The sequence below is a fragment of the Mycobacterium sp. 1245801.1 genome, assembly GCF_001673055.1.
In the GTDB taxonomy this organism is placed as follows: Bacteria; Actinomycetota; Actinomycetes; order Mycobacteriales; family Mycobacteriaceae; genus Mycobacterium; species Mycobacterium europaeum_A.
In genome coordinates this window covers 12,653-29,258 of sequence record NZ_LZKY01000229.1, presented here as the reverse complement: position 1 = coordinate 29,258, position 16,606 = coordinate 12,653, and the positions used below count along the sequence as shown (strand labels likewise).

Annotated in this window: 19 protein-coding genes, 1 pseudogene and 1 riboswitch; of the genes and pseudogenes, 8 read left to right on the top strand and 12 right to left on the bottom strand. The window is 68.4% G+C overall.

The annotated features are described in order from the left end of the window. The 4 genes from A5622_RS15195 to A5622_RS15180 all read right to left on the bottom strand — a co-directional run. A partial coding sequence (locus A5622_RS15195) for a transglycosylase family protein (RefSeq protein ID WP_197508019.1) occupies positions 1 to 359 on the bottom strand: 359 nt, incomplete at its 3' end. Positions 360 to 372: 13 nt separating this feature from the next. Next, a riboswitch (cyclic di-AMP (ydaO/yuaA leader) is annotated at positions 373 to 584 on the bottom strand. A gap of 207 nt (positions 585 to 791) precedes the next feature. Next, complete coding sequence (locus A5622_RS15190) at positions 792 to 1,070, bottom strand: MoaD/ThiS family protein (RefSeq protein ID WP_066879554.1); 279 nt, start codon at positions 1,068 to 1,070, stop codon at positions 792 to 794. 4 nt (positions 1,071 to 1,074) lie between these two features. Continuing rightward, a complete protein-coding gene (gene moaA / locus A5622_RS15185; protein WP_066879551.1) occupies positions 1,075 to 2,157 on the bottom strand; it encodes a GTP 3',8-cyclase MoaA in 1,083 nt (360 codons plus the stop codon). Further along, entirely contained in the window at positions 2,154 to 2,561 is a 408-nt protein-coding gene (locus A5622_RS15180; RefSeq protein ID WP_066879548.1) for a YccF domain-containing protein, read from the bottom strand. Before A5622_RS15180 ends, moaA begins: the two co-directional genes overlap by 4 nt. 165 nt (positions 2,562 to 2,726) lie before the next feature. On the opposite strand from A5622_RS15180, the gene A5622_RS15175 reads away from it, so the two are divergent. Both A5622_RS15175 and A5622_RS15170 read left to right on the top strand, forming a co-directional pair. Next, positions 2,727 to 3,134 carry a cold-shock protein gene (locus A5622_RS15175; RefSeq protein ID WP_007777168.1) on the top strand — a complete coding sequence of 136 codons (408 nt, stop codon included), beginning with the start codon at positions 2,727 to 2,729 and terminating at the stop codon, positions 3,132 to 3,134. 32 nt (positions 3,135 to 3,166) lie between these two features. Beyond that, the gene (locus A5622_RS15170) at positions 3,167 to 4,171 is read left to right on the top strand and encodes a glutathione S-transferase family protein (RefSeq protein ID WP_066879545.1); all 1,005 of its coding nucleotides are present in this window, start codon (positions 3,167 to 3,169) and stop codon (positions 4,169 to 4,171) included. Between the two features lie 72 nt (positions 4,172 to 4,243). Here the strand turns inward: A5622_RS15170 and A5622_RS15165 are convergent, their stop codons facing one another. From A5622_RS15165 to A5622_RS15155, 3 genes are all read right to left on the bottom strand, one after another. Continuing rightward, the gene (locus A5622_RS15165; protein WP_066879542.1) at positions 4,244 to 5,110 is read right to left on the bottom strand and encodes an endonuclease domain-containing protein; all 867 of its coding nucleotides are present in this window, start codon (positions 5,108 to 5,110) and stop codon (positions 4,244 to 4,246) included. A gap of 131 nt (positions 5,111 to 5,241) precedes the next feature. Further along, positions 5,242 to 5,742, bottom strand: coding sequence for a DUF2771 domain-containing protein (locus A5622_RS15160; RefSeq protein ID WP_066879539.1), 501 nt, complete (start codon positions 5,740 to 5,742; stop codon positions 5,242 to 5,244). Continuing rightward, positions 5,739 to 7,385, bottom strand: coding sequence for an MFS transporter (locus A5622_RS15155; RefSeq protein ID WP_066866820.1), 1,647 nt, complete (start codon positions 7,383 to 7,385; stop codon positions 5,739 to 5,741). The genes A5622_RS15160 and A5622_RS15155 overlap by 4 nt, the downstream gene beginning before the upstream one ends. Before the next feature lie 130 nt (positions 7,386 to 7,515). On the opposite strand from A5622_RS15155, the pseudogene A5622_RS15150 reads away from it, so the two are divergent. Beyond that, positions 7,516 to 8,298 (top strand): annotated as a pseudogene (locus tag A5622_RS15150) (DUF3027 domain-containing protein); the annotation flags it as partial. A gap of 191 nt (positions 8,299 to 8,489) precedes the next feature. Here A5622_RS15150 and A5622_RS15145 read toward each other — a convergent pair. Further along, positions 8,490 to 8,945, bottom strand: coding sequence for an SRPBCC family protein (locus A5622_RS15145; RefSeq protein ID WP_066879533.1), 456 nt, complete (start codon positions 8,943 to 8,945; stop codon positions 8,490 to 8,492). 20 nt (positions 8,946 to 8,965) lie between these two features. Continuing rightward, a complete protein-coding gene (locus A5622_RS15140) occupies positions 8,966 to 9,235 on the bottom strand; it encodes a DUF2530 domain-containing protein (RefSeq protein ID WP_066879565.1) in 270 nt (89 codons plus the stop codon). A gap of 204 nt (positions 9,236 to 9,439) precedes the next feature. On the opposite strand from A5622_RS15140, the gene A5622_RS15135 reads away from it, so the two are divergent. From A5622_RS15135 to A5622_RS15125, 3 genes are read left to right on the top strand one after another with little or no spacing between them, the layout of a single operon-like run. After that, on the top strand, positions 9,440 to 9,871 hold the full coding sequence (locus tag A5622_RS15135; RefSeq protein ID WP_066866815.1) for a MarR family transcriptional regulator: 432 nt from the start codon (positions 9,440 to 9,442) through the stop codon (positions 9,869 to 9,871). Positions 9,872 to 9,893: 22 nt separating this feature from the next. Next, positions 9,894 to 10,727 carry an RNA methyltransferase gene (locus A5622_RS15130; protein ID WP_066879530.1) on the top strand — a complete coding sequence of 278 codons (834 nt, stop codon included), beginning with the start codon at positions 9,894 to 9,896 and terminating at the stop codon, positions 10,725 to 10,727. Positions 10,728 to 10,737: 10 nt separating this feature from the next. Next, positions 10,738 to 11,007, top strand: a complete 270-nt coding sequence (locus A5622_RS15125) for a DUF2537 domain-containing protein (protein WP_066866813.1) — start codon at positions 10,738 to 10,740, stop codon at positions 11,005 to 11,007. Here the strand turns inward: A5622_RS15125 and sepH are convergent. Both sepH and serC read right to left on the bottom strand, forming a co-directional pair. Next, positions 11,004 to 11,777, bottom strand: coding sequence for a septation protein SepH (gene sepH / locus A5622_RS15120; protein WP_066866811.1), 774 nt, complete (start codon positions 11,775 to 11,777; stop codon positions 11,004 to 11,006). The two genes, A5622_RS15125 and sepH, sit on opposite strands and share 4 nt — an antisense overlap. Positions 11,778 to 11,956: 179 nt before the next feature. After that, the gene (serC, locus tag A5622_RS15115; RefSeq protein WP_066879562.1) at positions 11,957 to 13,075 is read right to left on the bottom strand and encodes a phosphoserine transaminase; all 1,119 of its coding nucleotides are present in this window, start codon (positions 13,073 to 13,075) and stop codon (positions 11,957 to 11,959) included. Positions 13,076 to 13,320: 245 nt separating this feature from the next. Here serC and A5622_RS15110 point away from each other — a divergent pair, with 245 nt between their 5' ends. Together A5622_RS15110 and A5622_RS15105 are read left to right on the top strand one after the other, a co-directional pair. After that, the gene (locus A5622_RS15110) at positions 13,321 to 14,346 is read left to right on the top strand and encodes a diiron oxygenase (protein WP_066879527.1); all 1,026 of its coding nucleotides are present in this window, start codon (positions 13,321 to 13,323) and stop codon (positions 14,344 to 14,346) included. A 17-nt stretch (positions 14,347 to 14,363) separates the two neighbouring features. Then, positions 14,364 to 16,052, top strand: a complete 1,689-nt coding sequence (locus A5622_RS15105; RefSeq protein WP_066879524.1) for an FAD-dependent oxidoreductase — start codon at positions 14,364 to 14,366, stop codon at positions 16,050 to 16,052. Between the two features lie 16 nt (positions 16,053 to 16,068). Here A5622_RS15105 and A5622_RS15100 read toward each other — a convergent pair whose 3' ends face one another. Then, positions 16,069 to 16,527 (bottom strand): VOC family protein, encoded by a 459-nt coding sequence (locus tag A5622_RS15100; protein WP_066866805.1) that lies wholly within the window; start codon positions 16,525 to 16,527, stop codon positions 16,069 to 16,071. Between the last annotated feature and the right edge of the window lie 79 nt (positions 16,528 to 16,606).

The window sequence follows — 16,606 nt, the reverse complement described above, 5'->3', positions numbered from 1 at the left end:
CCCCTGTCGGGTCCGCCGCACACGGGCCAGGCGCCACGGCCCTGGGTGGCCAGAACCCGCTCGGCGACGGCGATCTGCTGTTCCTTGGTGGCGAGTTCGGCCGACGGGGCGTACTGGCCGCCGCCGTGCGAGGCCCACGTGCTTGAGCTGAACTGCACGCCGCCGTGATAGCCGTTGCCGGTGTTGATGCCCCAGTTGCCGCCGGACTCACAACGGGCTACCTGATCCCATTCACCGTCGGTGGCCGCGGCCGCCTGGCCGGCGAGGGCGATGCTGCCGCCACCAAGAACCGCACCGGTGAAGGCGATCTTGGCGACGCTGATGTTTGAACTGCTGGGCTTACGGTGACGTCCACTCATACGCGCCGGGGTATTCCTCTCTCGTCACGCGCCTGCGAGGTCAGCTGTCGGGTTCGGGTTGGAGAGGCCACCCGGCCGACGTTGTCGTCAAGCGACGACGCCGGCTTCACCCCTAGGAGCCGCGAACGGCCCCAGTCCGATCACGGTGGACCGGTGGGTCCCCCGTCTCCATCCATGTGGTTCGGTGGCCCCCGCCTATTGGATGGAGCTCGGCGCGATAGGGAGGGGAGGTCGCCAATCGGGGATGGCTGGCGAGCCTTCGGAGACGGTAACGGTTTCTGTAGGTCTCGTCACGTCTTGCGATACCTGGCGTTTCCTTCTCGGCCATCTGCGAAAACCGCAGGAACCCAAGGTGTTTGCGCAGGTCATTAGGGGCGATATCGCAGCGTGACCGCGCCGTTATGAATCCGTTACGTGAGATAACTCACAGTTTCAGCCGCCAGAAAAGGGCGGCAGAACATCGATTGTGTCACCGGATTGCAACGCCACGGTCTCGTCGCGCACGGCGATCCCGTCGCGCAGGTATGAGCATCGGGTCAACACCGTGGCCAGGCGGGACCCCCGCGCGGCTAGCCGCTCGACCAGTTCACCGACCGTGGTGCCTGGGCGCAGCACCACCGTCTCCGACTCGGCATCGGCGGCCGCGCGGGCGGCCGCGAAGTAGCGCACCGTCACCTGGATTCCGTTTACTTGGACAGGCGTCTGTCCCATCGGGCTAGCCACCGATCGCGCTCATCGGGCGGTCTGGCTGGATGAAGTTGGGGTCGTTGATGCCGTGTCCGGCGGGCTTGCCCCACATCGCTGTACGCCACGCCGCCTCGATCGCGTCGTCGGACGCGCCGCCGCGCAGCAGCCCGCGCAGGTCGGTCTCCTGTTCGGCGAACAGGCAGCTGCGGACCTGGCCATCGGCCGTCAACCGGGTGCGGTCGCAGGCCGCACAGAAGGCGTGCGAAACCGAGGCGATGACGCCGAATTTCCCGCTCGGGGTGCCCGGGCCGGTGTCGACCAGCCACAGCTCGGCGGGGGCCGATCCGCGCGGCGCCGGGTCGGGGCGCAGCCGGAAGTGCGGGCGCAGGGCCGCCAGCACGTCGTCGGCGCTCAGCGCGGCGTCCCGCCGCCACTGGTGCCCGGCATCCAGCGGCATCTGCTCGATGACGCGCAGTTGGTAACCGTGCTCGAGGCAGAACCGCAACAGCCCCACCACGTCCTCGCGCCCGGTGGCGGGGTCGAGCACCGCGTTCACCTTCACCGGCGTCAGGCCGGCGTCGCCCGCGGCGGCCATGCCGGCCAGCACGTCGGTGAGCCGGTCGCGGCGGGTGATGGCCGCGAAATGGCGCCGGTCGACGCTGTCCAGCGAGACGTTGACGCGGTTCAGCCCGGCCGCGGCGAGCGCGGCGGCGCGCCGCGCCAGCCCGACGCCGTTGGTGGTCAGCGAGATCTCGGGGCGGGGCCGCAGCGCGGCGGCCGCGGCGACCACCTCGTCGAGATGGCGCGCCAGCAGCGGTTCGCCGCCGGTGAAACGCACGCTGGTCACACCCAGCCGGGTGACCGCGATGTGCATCAGCCTGGCCAGCTCGTCGGCGCTCAGTAGTTGCTCGCCCGGCAGCCAGTCCAGGCCCTCGGCCGGCATGCAATAGCTGCACCGCAGGTTGCAGCGGTCGGTCAGCGAGACCCGCAGGTCGGTCGCGATCCGGCCGTAGGTGTCCACCAGGGGGCCGGTGGCAGGAGCATCGGCGGGAACGGCCGCGCCGTCAGCGCGGCTCGGTACCGAGGGCAGTCCCAGCGTCGTCAGCGTCATGCGGCCACCGGCGGGGCGTAGTGCACCGGCGAGCTGACCGGAACGATCTGCTTGCCCAGCGGCATCAACGACACCGGGATCAGTTTGAGGTTGGCCAGCGCCAGCGGAATGCCCACGATCGTGAGCGCCATCGCGACCGCGCTGACCAGATGGCCGATCGCCAGCCACACGCCGAACAGCACCACCCAGATGACGTTGCCGACCAGCGCGCCGGACCCCGCGGTCGGCTTGTCCACGATCGTGCGGCCGAACGGCCATAGTGCGTAGGAGGCGATGCGCAGCGACGCGAAGCCGAACGGAATGGTGATGATGAGCAGGAAGCTGACCAGCGCCGCAGCCAGGTATCCGACGGCCATCCACAGGCCGCCGAATATCAACCAGATGACGTTCAGGATCAGGCGCATATCTCCTCCGCGGGTATTACCAAGCGTACCGAGTGACCGATAACGGGGGTGCTCGTTACCCGGGCATCCGAGTAGGATCAGACTCCTAATACGGCGTCCTGCGCAGGCGGGACGCTTATTGTGTTGGCGATTTCTATTGATCCGTTAGACAAGCAGGTGAGACCAGTGCCGACGGGCAAGGTTAAGTGGTACGACGCTGACAAGGGTTTCGGCTTCCTGTCGCAAGAGGACGGCGAAGACGTCTACGTCCGCTCCTCGGCGTTGCCCGCCGGGGTCGAGGGCCTCAAGGCGGGCCAGCGGGTGGAGTTCGGCATCGCCTCCGGGCGGCGCGGGCCGCAAGCGTTGAGCCTCAAGCTGATTGAGCCGCCGCCCAGCCTCACCAAGACGCGCCGCGAGGCGCCCGCCGAACACAAGCACAACCCTGACGAGCTGCACGGCATGGTCGAGGACATGATCACGCTGCTGGAAAGCACCGTGCAGCCCGAACTGCGCAAGGGCCGCTACCCGGACCGCAAGACCGCCCGCCGGGTTTCCGAGGTGGTCAAGGCCGTCGCTCGGGAGCTCGACGCCTGACGTTCGCTCGTTATTGAGCGACTATGGGAGTTATGGCTTCCTATATCGCGCAGGCAGGCGAATTCACCCGCGACACCAACTACATCACCACCCGCATCACCGCCGACGGGCGCGACGGCTACCCCGTCGAGCCCGGCCGGTACCGGCTGGTCGTCGCGCGCGCGTGTCCGTGGGCGAACCGCGCGATCATCGTGCGCCGCTTGCTGGGCCTGGAAAGCGTTCTCTCCATTGGGTTTTGCGGTCCCACCCACGACGAGCGCAGTTGGACGTTCGATCTCGATCCCGGCGGCGTCGACCCGGTGCTCAAGATTCCGCGGCTGCAGGACGCCTACTTCAAGCGGTTCCCCGACTACCCCAAGGGCATCACGGTCCCGGCCATCGTCGATGTCCCGACCGGGGCGGTCGTCACCAACGACTTCGCGCAGATGACGCTGGACCTCTCGACGGAATGGTCGGCCTATCACCGCGACGGGGCGCCCGAGCTGTACCCCGAGCACCTGCGCGCCGAAATCGACGAGGTGAGCAAGCGGATCTACACCGAAATCAACAACGGTGTGTACCGGTGCGGGTTCGCCGGCTCGCAGGAGGCCTACGAGGCGGCCTACGACCGGTTGTTCACCGCGCTGGATTGGGTCAGCGAGCGGCTGGCCGATCAGCGATTCCTGGTGGGCGACACCATCACCGAGGCCGACGTGCGACTGTTCACCACCCTGGCCCGCTTCGACCCGGTCTATCACGGGCACTTCAAATGCAACCGCAGCAAACTGAGCGAGATGCCGGTGTTGTGGGCGTATGCGCGCGACCTGTTCCAGACGCCGGGGTTCGGTGACACCGTGGACTTCGTCCAGATCAAGCAGCACTACTACATCGTGCACGCCGACATCAACCCCACCCGGATCGTGCCCAAGGGTCCGGACCTGGCCGGCTGGCTTTCGCCGCACGGGCGGGAAGCCTTGGGCGGCAGGCCCTTCGGGGACGGAACCCCTCCCGGGCCGCCGGTCGAAGGCGAGCGCGTGCCCGCCGGCCACGGCGCCTAGTTCCCGGCTGGCGAACGTCGACTTATGGCGCAAAATCTGGTGTTTTCGGTCCAACAACTCCACGCTCGGCTCTTAGAGCGGGCGGCCCGCGGCGCGCAGGGCGCTACGGGAGCGCGCTAGGACTATGTAAGGCCGGTGACGCACCATGTCGGCGCTGACCCGGACGATCCGCCAGCCCATCGCCTCGAGTTCGGCCAGACGATCGATGTCTCGGGTTCGCTGCACGGGGTCGGTCCAATGGTGAGCGCCGTCGAACTCCACGCCGACCTTCCACTCCTCCCAACCCATGTCGATGCGCGCTACTACGGCACCCCATTCGTTGAGTACTTCGATCTGCGTCTGCGGCCGCGGTAATCCGCCACCGACGAGTGTCAGGCGAGTTTTCGTCTCATACGGTGATTCGGCGCCGCCGTCGGCCATGGTCAGCACCCGTCGTAACTGCACCAGTCCGCGCGCTCCGCGATGGCGGTCGGCCAGCAACTCGACATCAGCCGGCTTCACGTCGGTTGCGTGCATCAGTGCGTCCAGGCGAATCACCGCAGTGGTAAATCCCTTTCGCCTGCCAAGATCGAACGCCGTGCGTGCCGGAGTGGTCAGGGTCATCCCGTCCCGGATGCACGTTTCGTCGTCGGCGAGGGTGTCGCTATGCAGAACGATGCCGCCTACCTTGTCGCGGCCGGCGCGGTTGAGCTCCGCTGGCAACCAGTCGTCGATCCACGCGGTGCGGTGCAATGCGGCCGCTGACAGGCCGGCCAGTGTCGCGGCACGGCCAGACCACAGCCAGGCGGCAACCGCTCGGGTCACCGGCGTCAACTTTTGCCCGCGGCCGATGTAGACGTTGCGATGAATCATCTCGAAGTCGGCCCGCAGTTGGTGCCGGGTAACGAGTCCGGCCGCCAATGCTTCGGTGCCTCTGAATGGCCAGGCTGGGATCTGCATGTGGACACGGTGGCGGCCGGTACCGACACGTCGTGCCGAACGTCGGTTTGTGCGCGTAAATTACGGCGTTTCGCCACAACAAGTCGACGTTGGGCGCGACGAGGGGGCGAGGGGCGGGGCTGGCGAACGGCCTAGTACGTCAGCCGCACGGACCATTCCGCGTGGGGCACGTCGTGAAGCTCCCCGGCGGGATCCACCGCCAATGTCAGCAGCTGCACGACGATCCCGGCCAGGCGCCCGCGATGCGGGTCGACCGACGGGATCGTCACGGCGAAGCGGGTTTTCGGCCGAAAGATCGTGCTGGTGGTGTTCGTCGGGTCGTCGTAGACCTGCAGCAGCCGCCACGGTGCCCGGTAGATGGCGTCGGGCACCGACAGCTGAATCGGGTAGCGCTCGCTGACCCGTAGCTCGCCCTGGTTCTGCGGTGTCTCGCAGTCTTCGAGATTCAGCACGTTGCAATACAGGTAGGGCCCCACCCGCGTCAGATGCCCGTGCGAATAGGCGCTGATCTCGGGGTGCCGCGGGCCGGGGCGCCCGACCAGCAACCAGGTGCCCACACCCGCGCCGACGCAGAGCACCGCGACCAGACAGGCGAGCAGCACGGCCACACCCCGCTTGCGTTGCGGTTTCACTCGGCGACCACCGCCGCGGCGCCGGCACCGCGGCGCTTGCCCTCCTGCTCGACCATGATCGGCCTATTTCCTCCCAGGCCGGGAATCAGTGAGTTGCCGCGGAAGCTGACGAGGGTCTGCGCCAGGCCCAAGATGAGCAGCGCAGTGACCGCGGTAAAGCCGACCCACAGTTCGGTGTACACCAACACTCCCACGGCGCCGCCGAGGACCCACGCCAATTGCAGCGTCGACTCCGAGCGGCCGAAGCCCGACGCGCGGGATTCCTCCGGCAGGTCGTTCTGCAGCGACGCGTCCAGGGACGCCTTGGCGATGGCGCTGGCTCCGGACGTGACCAGGGTGGCGATCACGGCCACCACCAGGTTGCCGGCCACCGAGGCGGCCAGCGCGACCGCGCTCACCGCCACCGTGCAGCGCACCACCAGCGCGGCGGGCCGGCCCAGCTTCAGGCGCGCACTGGTGAAGTTGCCGACGAAATTGCCGATCCCGGCCGCGGCGCCGATCACCCCGAGCATGGCGACCTGGGCCCAGCCGTTGGCCTGATGCGCCTTGGCGACAAACGCGGGGTAGAGGAACAGGAAGCCGACCATGACCTTGATGGTGCAGTTGCCCCACAGCGAGGTGATGATGTTGCGGCCCAACGGTTGCCGGAGCGCCCCGCTGACCTCCTGGTGCCAGCTGCGCCGCAGCGGTTCGCTGTCCTGGCGGTAGCTCAGGGTGGCGGGTACCTCGCCGGCGGTCACCTCGACCCAGCGCGGGATCCGCATGGACAGCATGGCGCCGGCGATCGTCACCGCGATCACCACGAACAACGCCCCGGGCAGCTTGAACAGGTGGGTGCAGACGAACTCGACACCACCGGCGATCGCGCCGCCGACGATGGTGCCGCCCAGCAGACCGAACATGGTCAGTCGGGCGTTGACCCGCACCAGGTCGATGGTCGGCGGCATCACCCTGGGTGTCACGGCGCTGCGCAGCACGCTGAACGACTTGGAGAACACCATCATCGCGAGCGCACACGGATACAGCACCCACGACGGGAAGCTGCCGGTGGCGCCGTCGTAGTTCATGACCAGCAGCACCGCCAGGGCGGTGCGCAGGGCGAACGACGCGGCCAGCGCGACGCGGCGGCCGTGCTGCAGCCGGTCAAGCGCGGGACCGATCAGCGGCGCGATCACCGCGAACGGCGCGATGGTGATCAACAGATACAGGGCGACCCGGCCCTTGCTCTCGCCGGTGGCCGCGGCGAAGAACAACGTGTTGGCCAGCGCGACGGCCATCGCCGCGTCCACCGCGAAATTGGCGACCACCGGCCACGTCAGCGCAGTCAGGCCGGACTTGTCGGCGCCGTCGGCCGTCGCGGCGCGCTGCACCATCCAGTACATCCGCGAGCCCATTTCGCGGCTGCGCAGTGCCGCGGCGCGGGTGACGGTGATCCGTTCACCGGAAGCCGGACCGCGAGGCGGCGTGTCGCTGCTGCGGTTCGGCTCCGGCTGGTGGCCCAGCGGGGGCAAGTAGCGGTTGGCGCTCGGCATCGACGGGCGACGGGGGCGCCGATCGGCGCCCTCGCCGGCGGGGTAATTGGCCGCGCCCGGATGTTGGGATGCGGCGCTCTTGCGGGGCCGGCGGCCCGGCTGAGAGGCCACTCGGCCCGGGTCGTTTTGCCGCCGTCCAGACACGTCCCGATTCTCCCCTATGGCGCCTGGATGCGTCTGCAGGTAACGGGGCGTGGCTCGCCAACCTAGTATTGGAAACGCAATGCAGAAAGAAGACAGCGTGACCAGACCTATCGAGGGATCCGCCGTGTCGACTGTGGCCGAGTGGCCCGAGGGGTTGGCGGCGGTGCTCACGGGTGCGGCGGAGGCGGCCAGGGCCGCCGTGGTGGAGTTCAGCGCACCGGCGATGGTCGGCGACTACCTGGGCGTCGGCTACGAAGACCCGAACAGCGCCACTCACCGCTTCCTGGCGCACCTGCCCGGCTACCAGGGGTGGCAGTGGGCGGTCGTCGTCGCCGCCTATCCCGGCGCGGACCACGCGACCATCAGCGAGGTCGTACTGGTGCCCGGGCCGACCGCATTGCTGGCACCCGAATGGGTGCCCTGGGACCAGCGGGTACGGCCCGGCGACCTGAGCCCGGGCGACCTGCTGGCGCCCGCAGCCGACGATCCCCGGCTGGTTCCCGGTTACACCGCCAGCGGTGACCCCCAGGTCGACGAGACCGCCGCCGAGATCGGGCTGGGCCGGCGCTGGGTGATGAGCGTCGAGGGCCGCGCCGAGACGGCCGAGCGCTGGCGCACCGGCGATTACGGCCCCGACTCGCCGATGGCGCGCTCCACCAAGCGGGTGTGCCGCGACTGCGGTTTCTTCCTGCCGCTGTCGGGTTCGCTGGGCGCGCTGTTCGGCGTGTGCGGCAACGAATTATCGGCCGACGGTCACATCGTCGACAAGCTGTACGGCTGCGGTGCCCATTCGGACACGCCCGCCCCGGCGGGCACCGGGTCGCCCGCGTACGAGCCGTACGACGACGGCCTGCTCGACGTCACCCAGACGCCGGTCGAACCGTCCCCCTTGTCCACGGAATCCTCGGAGTCCACGGAGCCCTCGGAGGCCGTGGGGGCGCCAGAAGCGCAGGGCGAGACCGAGACCCAAGAGCCGCAGCCCGAGACGGCGCCCGAGACGCCGGAGGCCGAAACCGAGCCGGTGACCGAGGCGCCGCAGCCCGAGCAGCAGCCGCAGGCCGAGACGCCGGACTAGCCGGTTTCGGCGGCGGCCTTGATGCGCGCCAGCGAGGCGTTCATGCCGTCGAGCAATTCGCGCTCGAAGTTGGTGGTCCCGCCGAACAGCGCATTTACCGACAGGTTCGAAAACGCCGTCACTCCGTTTTCGGCGTGACGGCTCTCGATCAGCCGGGTGCCCGCGCCGCTGGGCTCGAGCTCATAGCTCCAGATGGTGTTGTTGGTGTCGACGCGGAATGCGAGCTTGCGCTCGGGGACGATCTCGACCACCGTGCAGGTGGTCGGCCAGAACATGCGCTTGCGGCGGTTGAGGTTGATCGTTCGGGTGCCCTGACGCACCGGGCCGAAGGGCTTCATCCAGCGACACTGCGGACTCCACCGCGGCATGCGGCGCAGGTCGGAAATCAATTCCCACACCTTGGCCACCGGTGCGTCGATGTCGACGTGCGCTTGCAACAGCGGGGCTACCATCGCTCCTCCAGGGCGGCGAATCAGTTGTGGTCGAGATAGTTTTCGAGTCCGGCCTGCGCGCCGCGGGCACCGCGGCGGGCCGCCGCGAGCTGCATCAGGAAGATGCTCGTGCCGAGCACACCCACGCCCAGGCCGGCCAGGGCCACCGGACGCCAGCCCTGCAGGGATGGCACCAGGAAAGCGGCCGCCACCGCGGCGAGCCAACCCAACGCGCCGAGCGCGATGAACGGCCACACGTGCAGCAGCGCGGCCGGCAGCGGCGGCGCGGTGCGGTGGGGTTCGGCGGACATCGGGATCAACATAGCTCGCCGTCGGCGGCGGGCGACGGCGCACCCACTTGCCGGGACGGATGATCTTTACCCCGTCGAGCAAAGCGGGATAGGCGGGCGGATAAGCGTTTCGATGAAAAACCCCGCAGCTTAGCGAAGGCGATCTGCGACCGTCGTTCACCGGTTCGTGTCCCGGTTTCTCGGGCTTCCGTGTAACCTCGCGCCATGCCTGACAGCGATGCGCGGCTGGCCAGCGACCTGTCACTGGCAGTTATGCGGCTGGCCCGCCAACTGCGGTTCCGCAACCCGTCGTCGCCGGTGTCGCTGTCCCAGCTGTCGGCGCTGGCCATGCTGACCAACGAAGGCCCGATGACCCCGGGTGCCCTGGCAATTCGCGAACGGGTAAGGCCGCCGTCGATGACCCGGGTGATCGCCTCGCTGGCCGAGATGGGGCTGGTGGACCGCGCGCCGCACCCGGTCGACGGCCGGCAGGTGCTCGTCTCGGTGTCGGAGGCCGGCGCCGAGTTGGTCAAGGCCAACCGCCGCGCCCGCCAGGAGTGGCTGGCCAAGCGGCTGGCGACGCTGGACAGCGAACAACGAGACATCCTGCGCAATGCGGCCGACCTGATGTTGGCCCTGGTCGACGAAGGCCCGTGAGTCCCCGGACCGAAGCCGGCGCATGTTGATCGACGTCGACGATCCCGACGATCCGAGGCTCGACGATTTCCGCGACCTGAACAGCGTCGATCGCCGTCCCGATCTGCCGTCGGGCAAGGGGCTGGTGATCGCCGAGGGCGTGCTGGTGGTGCAGCGCATGCTCGCCTCACGCTTTCACCCGCATGCCCTGCTGGGGACCGAGCGCCGGTTCGCCGAGCTCGACGATTACCTGGCCGGCACCGACGTGCCGTGCTACCGCGCGTCCGCCGACGTCATGGCCCGGGTGGTCGGGTTTCACCTCAACCGCGGCGTGCTGGCGGCCGCCCGGCGGGTGCCCGAACCCGGCGTCGCCGACGTGATCGACGGGGCCCGCACCGTCGCGATCCTCGAAGGGGTCAACGATCACGAGAACCTGGGTTCGATCTTCCGCAACGCGGCGGGGCTGGGCGTCGACGCGGTGGTGTTCGGCAGCGGCTGTGCCGACCCGCTGTACCGCCGCGCGGTGCGGGTGTCCATGGGCCACGCGCTGCTGGTGCCCTACGCGCGCGCAAGCTGTTGGCCCGCCGAGCTCGCGACGTTGCGGGAGAACGGTTTTCGACTCCTGGCGATGACCCCGCAGGCCGGCGCCTGCGCCTTGCCGGAGGCGATGACGGCCGCGCGCGACGAACGCGTCGCGGTGTTGGTCGGCGCCGAGGGGCCGGGGTTGACGCCGGCCACCTTGCGGTGCAGTGATGTGCGGGTGCGCATTCCGATGTCGCGCGGCACCGATTCGCTCAACGTCGCGACGGCGGCGGCGTTGGCGTTCTATGAGCGGGCCCGCTCGACGGCGAGAGGCGGCGATGGACAGTCACACTAGGCTCCGGCTGATGCGAGACGAGTCCGTGCCCTGGGCAACGGGTTTGACGGTCGCCGCGTTCGTCGCGGCGGTCACCGCCGCCGCGATCGTGGTGCTCAGTCTGGGGCTGCTTCGCGTGCACGCGCTGCTGGCCGTCGGGCTCAACGTCGTGGCGGCCGGGGGACTGGCGCCGACCCTGTGGGGGTGGCGGCGTACGCCCGTCCTGCGCTGGTTCGTGCTGGGCGCCGCGGTGGGTGTGGCGGTGGCGTGGGTTGCGCTGTTGGCCCTGACGACGGCTTAGCGCTGCCCGCCGGAGCGCACGCCGAGCAGCACGTCCTCCCACGCCGGGATGACGGGCTTGCCCCGCCGGGTGTGCACCGGCTTTTCGTCCGGTTCCGCGACGGGTGCTTCGTCGGCGACGGGCGGCTTGGCGGGCTCTTCGAAGTCGACGTGCGCCACCCGGGCCACCGGCCGCAGCGGGCGTTCGAAGTTGGGGTCGATCAGCGCGCTGGCCGCGTCGTCGATGGCGGTCACCGTTCCGCCGTGCGCACCGGGCGTGAAACAGAAATGCGCGAGGTTGTCGGACCGGCCGACCTTCCATGCCAGCTGCACCGTCCAGCGGTTGTCCTCGTTGCGCCACGCGTCCCAGCTGAGTTTGTCGTGGCTCAGCCCGCGGGTCACCAGCGCGGCGCTGACCGTCTCGAGCAGGGTCAGCACCGCGGGACCGTCGGCGAGCATCGGGTGTGCGGCGGTTGCCAGCTCCGCGGCGCGGAAGCGCTCCAGCAACACCGGGTGAGCAAAGCGGCGGATCCGCGACACCTCCGAGCCTGACGCCGCGGCGACCTGTTCGACGGAGGCACCCGCCCGGATCTTGGCCTGAATTTCTTTGGGGCTCAGCATGTTGGTGACTTCAATCTCGAGCTGCGGTTGCTCAGAGGACAGGGCCGCGTCGCGCAGCAGGGCTCGCAGGCGGTCGTCGGCCGCCAGCTTGAACTGCTCCGCGGGATCGCCACCCTCGCAGATGACGTGTTTGCTGTCGGCATCCAGCCCAACCACTTTGAGTTCCCGCATGGTTATCTCCTCGCAGGCTCCGTGCAGGTCAGCGACGGACCCGTCACGTGCGCACTTTAGTCCAGCAACCGCCCATCACCTGTGCTGACACGCTGTGCGGTTGCGCCCTGATTGCCGGTCGGACGGTGTTCAATTGTCCGGCTCCTCAACTGCCCGTACCGCGCAGCATCGTCGCCGAACTACAACCGCTCGACGACCCAGTCGATGCATTGGGTGAGTGCGCTGACGTCGTCGGGGTCCACGGCCGGGAACATCCCCACCCGCAGCTGGTTGCGGCCGAGTTTGCGGTACGGCTCGGTGTCGACGACGCCGTTCGCCCGCAACACCTTCGCCACGGTCGCGGCGTCGACCTCGTCGGCGAAGTCGATGGTGCCCACCACCTGCGAGCGCAGCTTGGGGTCGGTGACGAAGGGTGTGGTGTAGGGCCGCTCCTCGGCCCAGGAGTACAACCTGCCCGAGGAGTCCGCGGTGCGCTTGACGGCCCAGTCCAGCCCGCCGTTGCCCAGCAACCAGTCGACCTGCTCGGCCATCAGCGCCAGGGTGCCGACCGCCGGGGTGTTGTAGGTCTGGTCCTTCAGGCTGTTTTCCACCGCGATGGGCAGCGACAGGAAGTCGGGAACCCAGCGCCCGGAGCCGGCGACCGACTCGACGCGGGCCAGCGCCGCAGGGCTCATGATGGCCAGCCACAGGCCCCCGTCGCTGGCGAAATTCTTCTGCGGCGAGAAGTAGTAGGCGTCGGTCTCGGCGATGTCGACCGGCAACCCGCCGGCGCCCGACGTCGCGTCGATGACGATCAGCGCGTCGCCGGAGTCGGCGGGCCGGCGGACGGGCACCGCGACGCCGGTCGACGTTTCGTTGTGCGCCCAGGCGATCACGTCCACCGACGGGTCGCTCTGCGGCTCGGGGGCGCTGCCGGCATCCGCCTTGATGACGACGGGCTCACCGACGAAGGGGTTCTTGGCGACCGCCGAGGCGAACTTGGAGCTGAATTCGCCGAAGGACAGGTGTAACGAGCGCTTGTCGATCAGGCCGAAGGCCGCGGCGTCCCAGAACGCCGTTGCGCCGCCGTTGCCCAAGATCACCTCATAGCCCTCGGGCAGCGAGAACAGATCCGCTAGCCCGGAGCGCAGCCGGCCCACCAGATTCTTGACCGGCGCCTGCCGGTGCGAGGTGCCGAACAACGGGGCGGCGGTCGTGGTCAGCGCCTGCAGCTGCTCGGGCCGGACCTTCGACGGGCCACACCCGAAGCGGCCGTCGCGGGGTTTGATGTCAGCGGGGATCTCGAGCTGGTCAGCCATGCTCATCAGGGTAGTGAGCCGAGTTGACCGGTCGGTGCGGAGGCCGACCGCCAACCTCGGCTGCCCGGGCAAAAGGCCTGCTCGGCTGTGTCCAGGCGTTTGATCGCCTGTGATCCGGGGCATAAAAAATTCATGACCACCGGTCAGGTCACAGTGCCCGGAAGGGGCCTAGGAATTATCCGGTACCTGCGGTACTGTCTGGACATAGCACGTCCAAATGTAAACCTCGTTGGGGAGGCCTGGATATGGCTAGGACGCGATTAGTCCGGCGTTGGCGCAGCAACATGGAAGTGCGCGACGACGCCGAATACGTCAACATGCTTGCCACACTGTCCGAGGGGTCGGTGCGGCGCAACTTCAATCCGTACACCGACATCGATTGGGATTCACCGGAATTCGCGGTGACCGAAAACGATCCGCGATGGATCCTGCCGAACACCGACCCGCTGGGCCGCCATCCCTGGTACCTGGCGCAGTCCGACGAGCGCAAGATCAAGATCGGGATGTGGCGCCAGGCCAACGTGGCCAAGGTGGGACTGCACTTCGAATCCATCCTGATTCGCGGCCTGATGAACTACACGTTCTGGGTGCCCAACGGATCGCCGGAGTACCGGTACTGCCTGCACGAATCGGTCGAAGAGTGCAACCACACCATGATGTTCCAGGAGATGGTGAACCGCATCGGCGCCGACGTGCCGGGCATGCCGCGGATTCTCAAGTGGCTCTCGCCGTTGGTTCCGCTGGTGGCCGGCCCGCTGCCGGTGGCATTCTTCATCGGCGTGCTCGCCGGCGAGGAGCCCATCGACCACACGCAGAAAAACGTTCTGCGCGAAGGCAAGTCGTTGCACCCCATCATGGAGAAGGTGATGGCGATCCACGTGGCCGAGGAGGCCCGCCACATCTCGTTCGCCCACGAGTTCCTGCGCAAGCGGGTGCCGGAATTGACCAAGAGGCAGCGATTCTGGACCGCGCTGTACCTGCCGCTGACCATGAAGGCGCTCTGTCGCGCAATTGTGGTGCCGCCCAAGGCTTTCTGGCGCGAGTTCGACATCCCGCGGGAGGTCAAGAAGGAATTGTTCTTCCGGTCGCCGGAATCGCGGAAGTGGCTCAGCGACATGTTCGGTGACGTGCGGATGTTGGCCTACGACACCGGCCTGATGGAGACGCGCTCGGCGCGGTTGATGTGGCGGTTGTGCAAGATCAACGGCAAGCCGTCGCGTTACCGCAGCGAGCCGCAGCGCCAGCACCTGGCCGCGGTCCCGGCTGCGTAGTCACTGCGAGTTCGTTTATGCCGCACGTTATTACCCAGTCGTGCTGTAACGACGGGTCCTGTGTTTTCGCATGCCCGGTGAATTGCATTCACCCGACGCCGGACGAGCCCGGCTTCGCCACCTCCGAGATGCTCTACATCGATCCGGTGGCGTGCGTGGACTGCGGAGCTTGTGTGAGCGCATGCCCCGTCGGCGCGATCGCGCCCGATACCCGGCTGGACACCAAGCAGTTGCCGTTCATCGAGATCAACGCGTCCTTCTACCCGGACCGGCCGAAGGACGAGAAGCTGCCGCCGACGTCCAAGCTGGCACCGGTGATCCCGGCCGCCGAGGTCCGCGCCCGCCGCAAGCCCCTGACGGTCGCCATCGTCGGATCGGGGCCCGCGGCGATGTACGCCGCCGACGAACTGCTGACCCAGCAGGGCGTGCGCGTCAACGTCTTCGAAAAGCTGCCCACCCCATACGGTTTGGTGCGGGCCGGGGTGGCGCCCGATCACCAGAACACCAAGCGGGTCACCCGGCTGTTCGACCGGGTCGCCGGTGATCGCCGGTTCCGGTTCTTTCTCAACGTCGAGGTCGGCACGCAGCTGAGCCACGCGGACCTGCTCGCTCACCACCACGCCGTGCTGTATGCGGTGGGCGCGCCCGATGACCGCCGGCTGGACATCGAGGGCATGGGCCTGCCGGGGACCGGAACGGCAACCGAATTGGTCGCGTGGATCAACGGGCATCCCGACTTCGCCGATCTGCCGGTCGATCTCAGCCACGAGCGGGTGCTGATCGTCGGCAACGGCAACGTCGCCCTCGATGTCGCCCGGTTGCTCACCTCCGATCCCGACGAGCTGGCCCGCACCGACATCGCCGAGCACGCGCTGGCGGCCTTGCGCGCCTCGGCGGTGCGTGAGGTGGTGATCGCCGCCCGGCGCGGCCCCGCCCAGTCGGCGTTCACGTTGCCCGAGCTGATCGGGCTCACCGGCAGCTCCGAGGTGGTGCTCAGCGCTGCGGACCACGAGCTGGTGGCGGCCGATCTCGCGGCCGCGTCGGACGCTTTGACCAAGCGCAAGCTGGAAATCTTGAGCACGCTCGGCGACGATGCGACACCGCCGTCCCGCCCGAGAATCAGGCTGGCGTATCGGCTAACGCCGCACCGGGTGCGGGGGGACCAGCGCGCCACCGGGATGGAGTTCTCGGTCACCGGCACCGACGAGACGCGCCTTCTGGAAACCGGTCTGGTGCTGACGTCGATTGGCTACCGCGGCAAGCCGATTCGCGATCTGCCCTACGACGAAGCGTCGGCAGTCGTGCCGAACGACGCGGGTCGCGTCGTCGACCCCGTTTCCGGTGACCCGGTGACCGGCGCCTACGTCGCGGGCTGGATCAAGCGGGGACCCAGCGGGTTCATCGGGACCAACAAGTCCTGCTCGTTGCAGACCGTGCAGTCTTTGGTCGCCGATTTCAACGCCGGCAAGTTGGCCGATCCAATCGCCAAGCCCGAGGCGCTGGCCGGGCTGGTGCACGCCCGCCAGCCCGCCGCGATCGATGCCGCGGGATGGCGCGCCATCGACGCCGCCGAAATCGCGCGCGGCAGCGAGCACGGCCGCCCCCGCATCAAGTTCACCGACGTCTCCGCGATGCTCGCGGCCGCGGCCGCCGCACAGCCGGCGCCGCCGCAACGACGCCGGCTGCTCGACCGCCTGCTTGGCTAGCGCCGATGGTGCAGGACTAGCCGGCTCCCTGCCCGGACATCGCCGCCGAGATCTCCTCCATGCTGACCTCGCGGACCGGCTGCCCCAGCGACCAGTGGTGGCCGAACGGGTCGGCGACCATGCCATAGCGGTCACCCCAGAACTGGTCCTCCAGCGGGGTCACCACGGTGGCACCGGCGTCCAGGGCGCGCTGGAAGCTGGCGTCGACGTCGGTGACCGTCAGGTGGATCGTCACCGGGGTGCCGCCCAGCGATGTCGGCGTCATCGACTTGCCGCCGCACACTTCGGGGAAGTCATCGTTGAGCATCACCGTGAAACCGTTGATGCGCACCGCGGCGTGCACCAGTTTGCCGTCGGGACGCGGCACGCGTCCGATCTCCTGGGCCCCAAAAGCCTTGGCGTAGAAGTCGATTGCCGCGGCGGCGTCGTCGACCACCAGGTGCGGGGACAGTGCGGGTTCGATGTTGATCGCCATGCTGGTTCTCCTTGCTATCGGTTCCCTGTCCTGCCCATGACGGGCAGGTTCACGACTTATGACTGCGCCGGCGACAGAA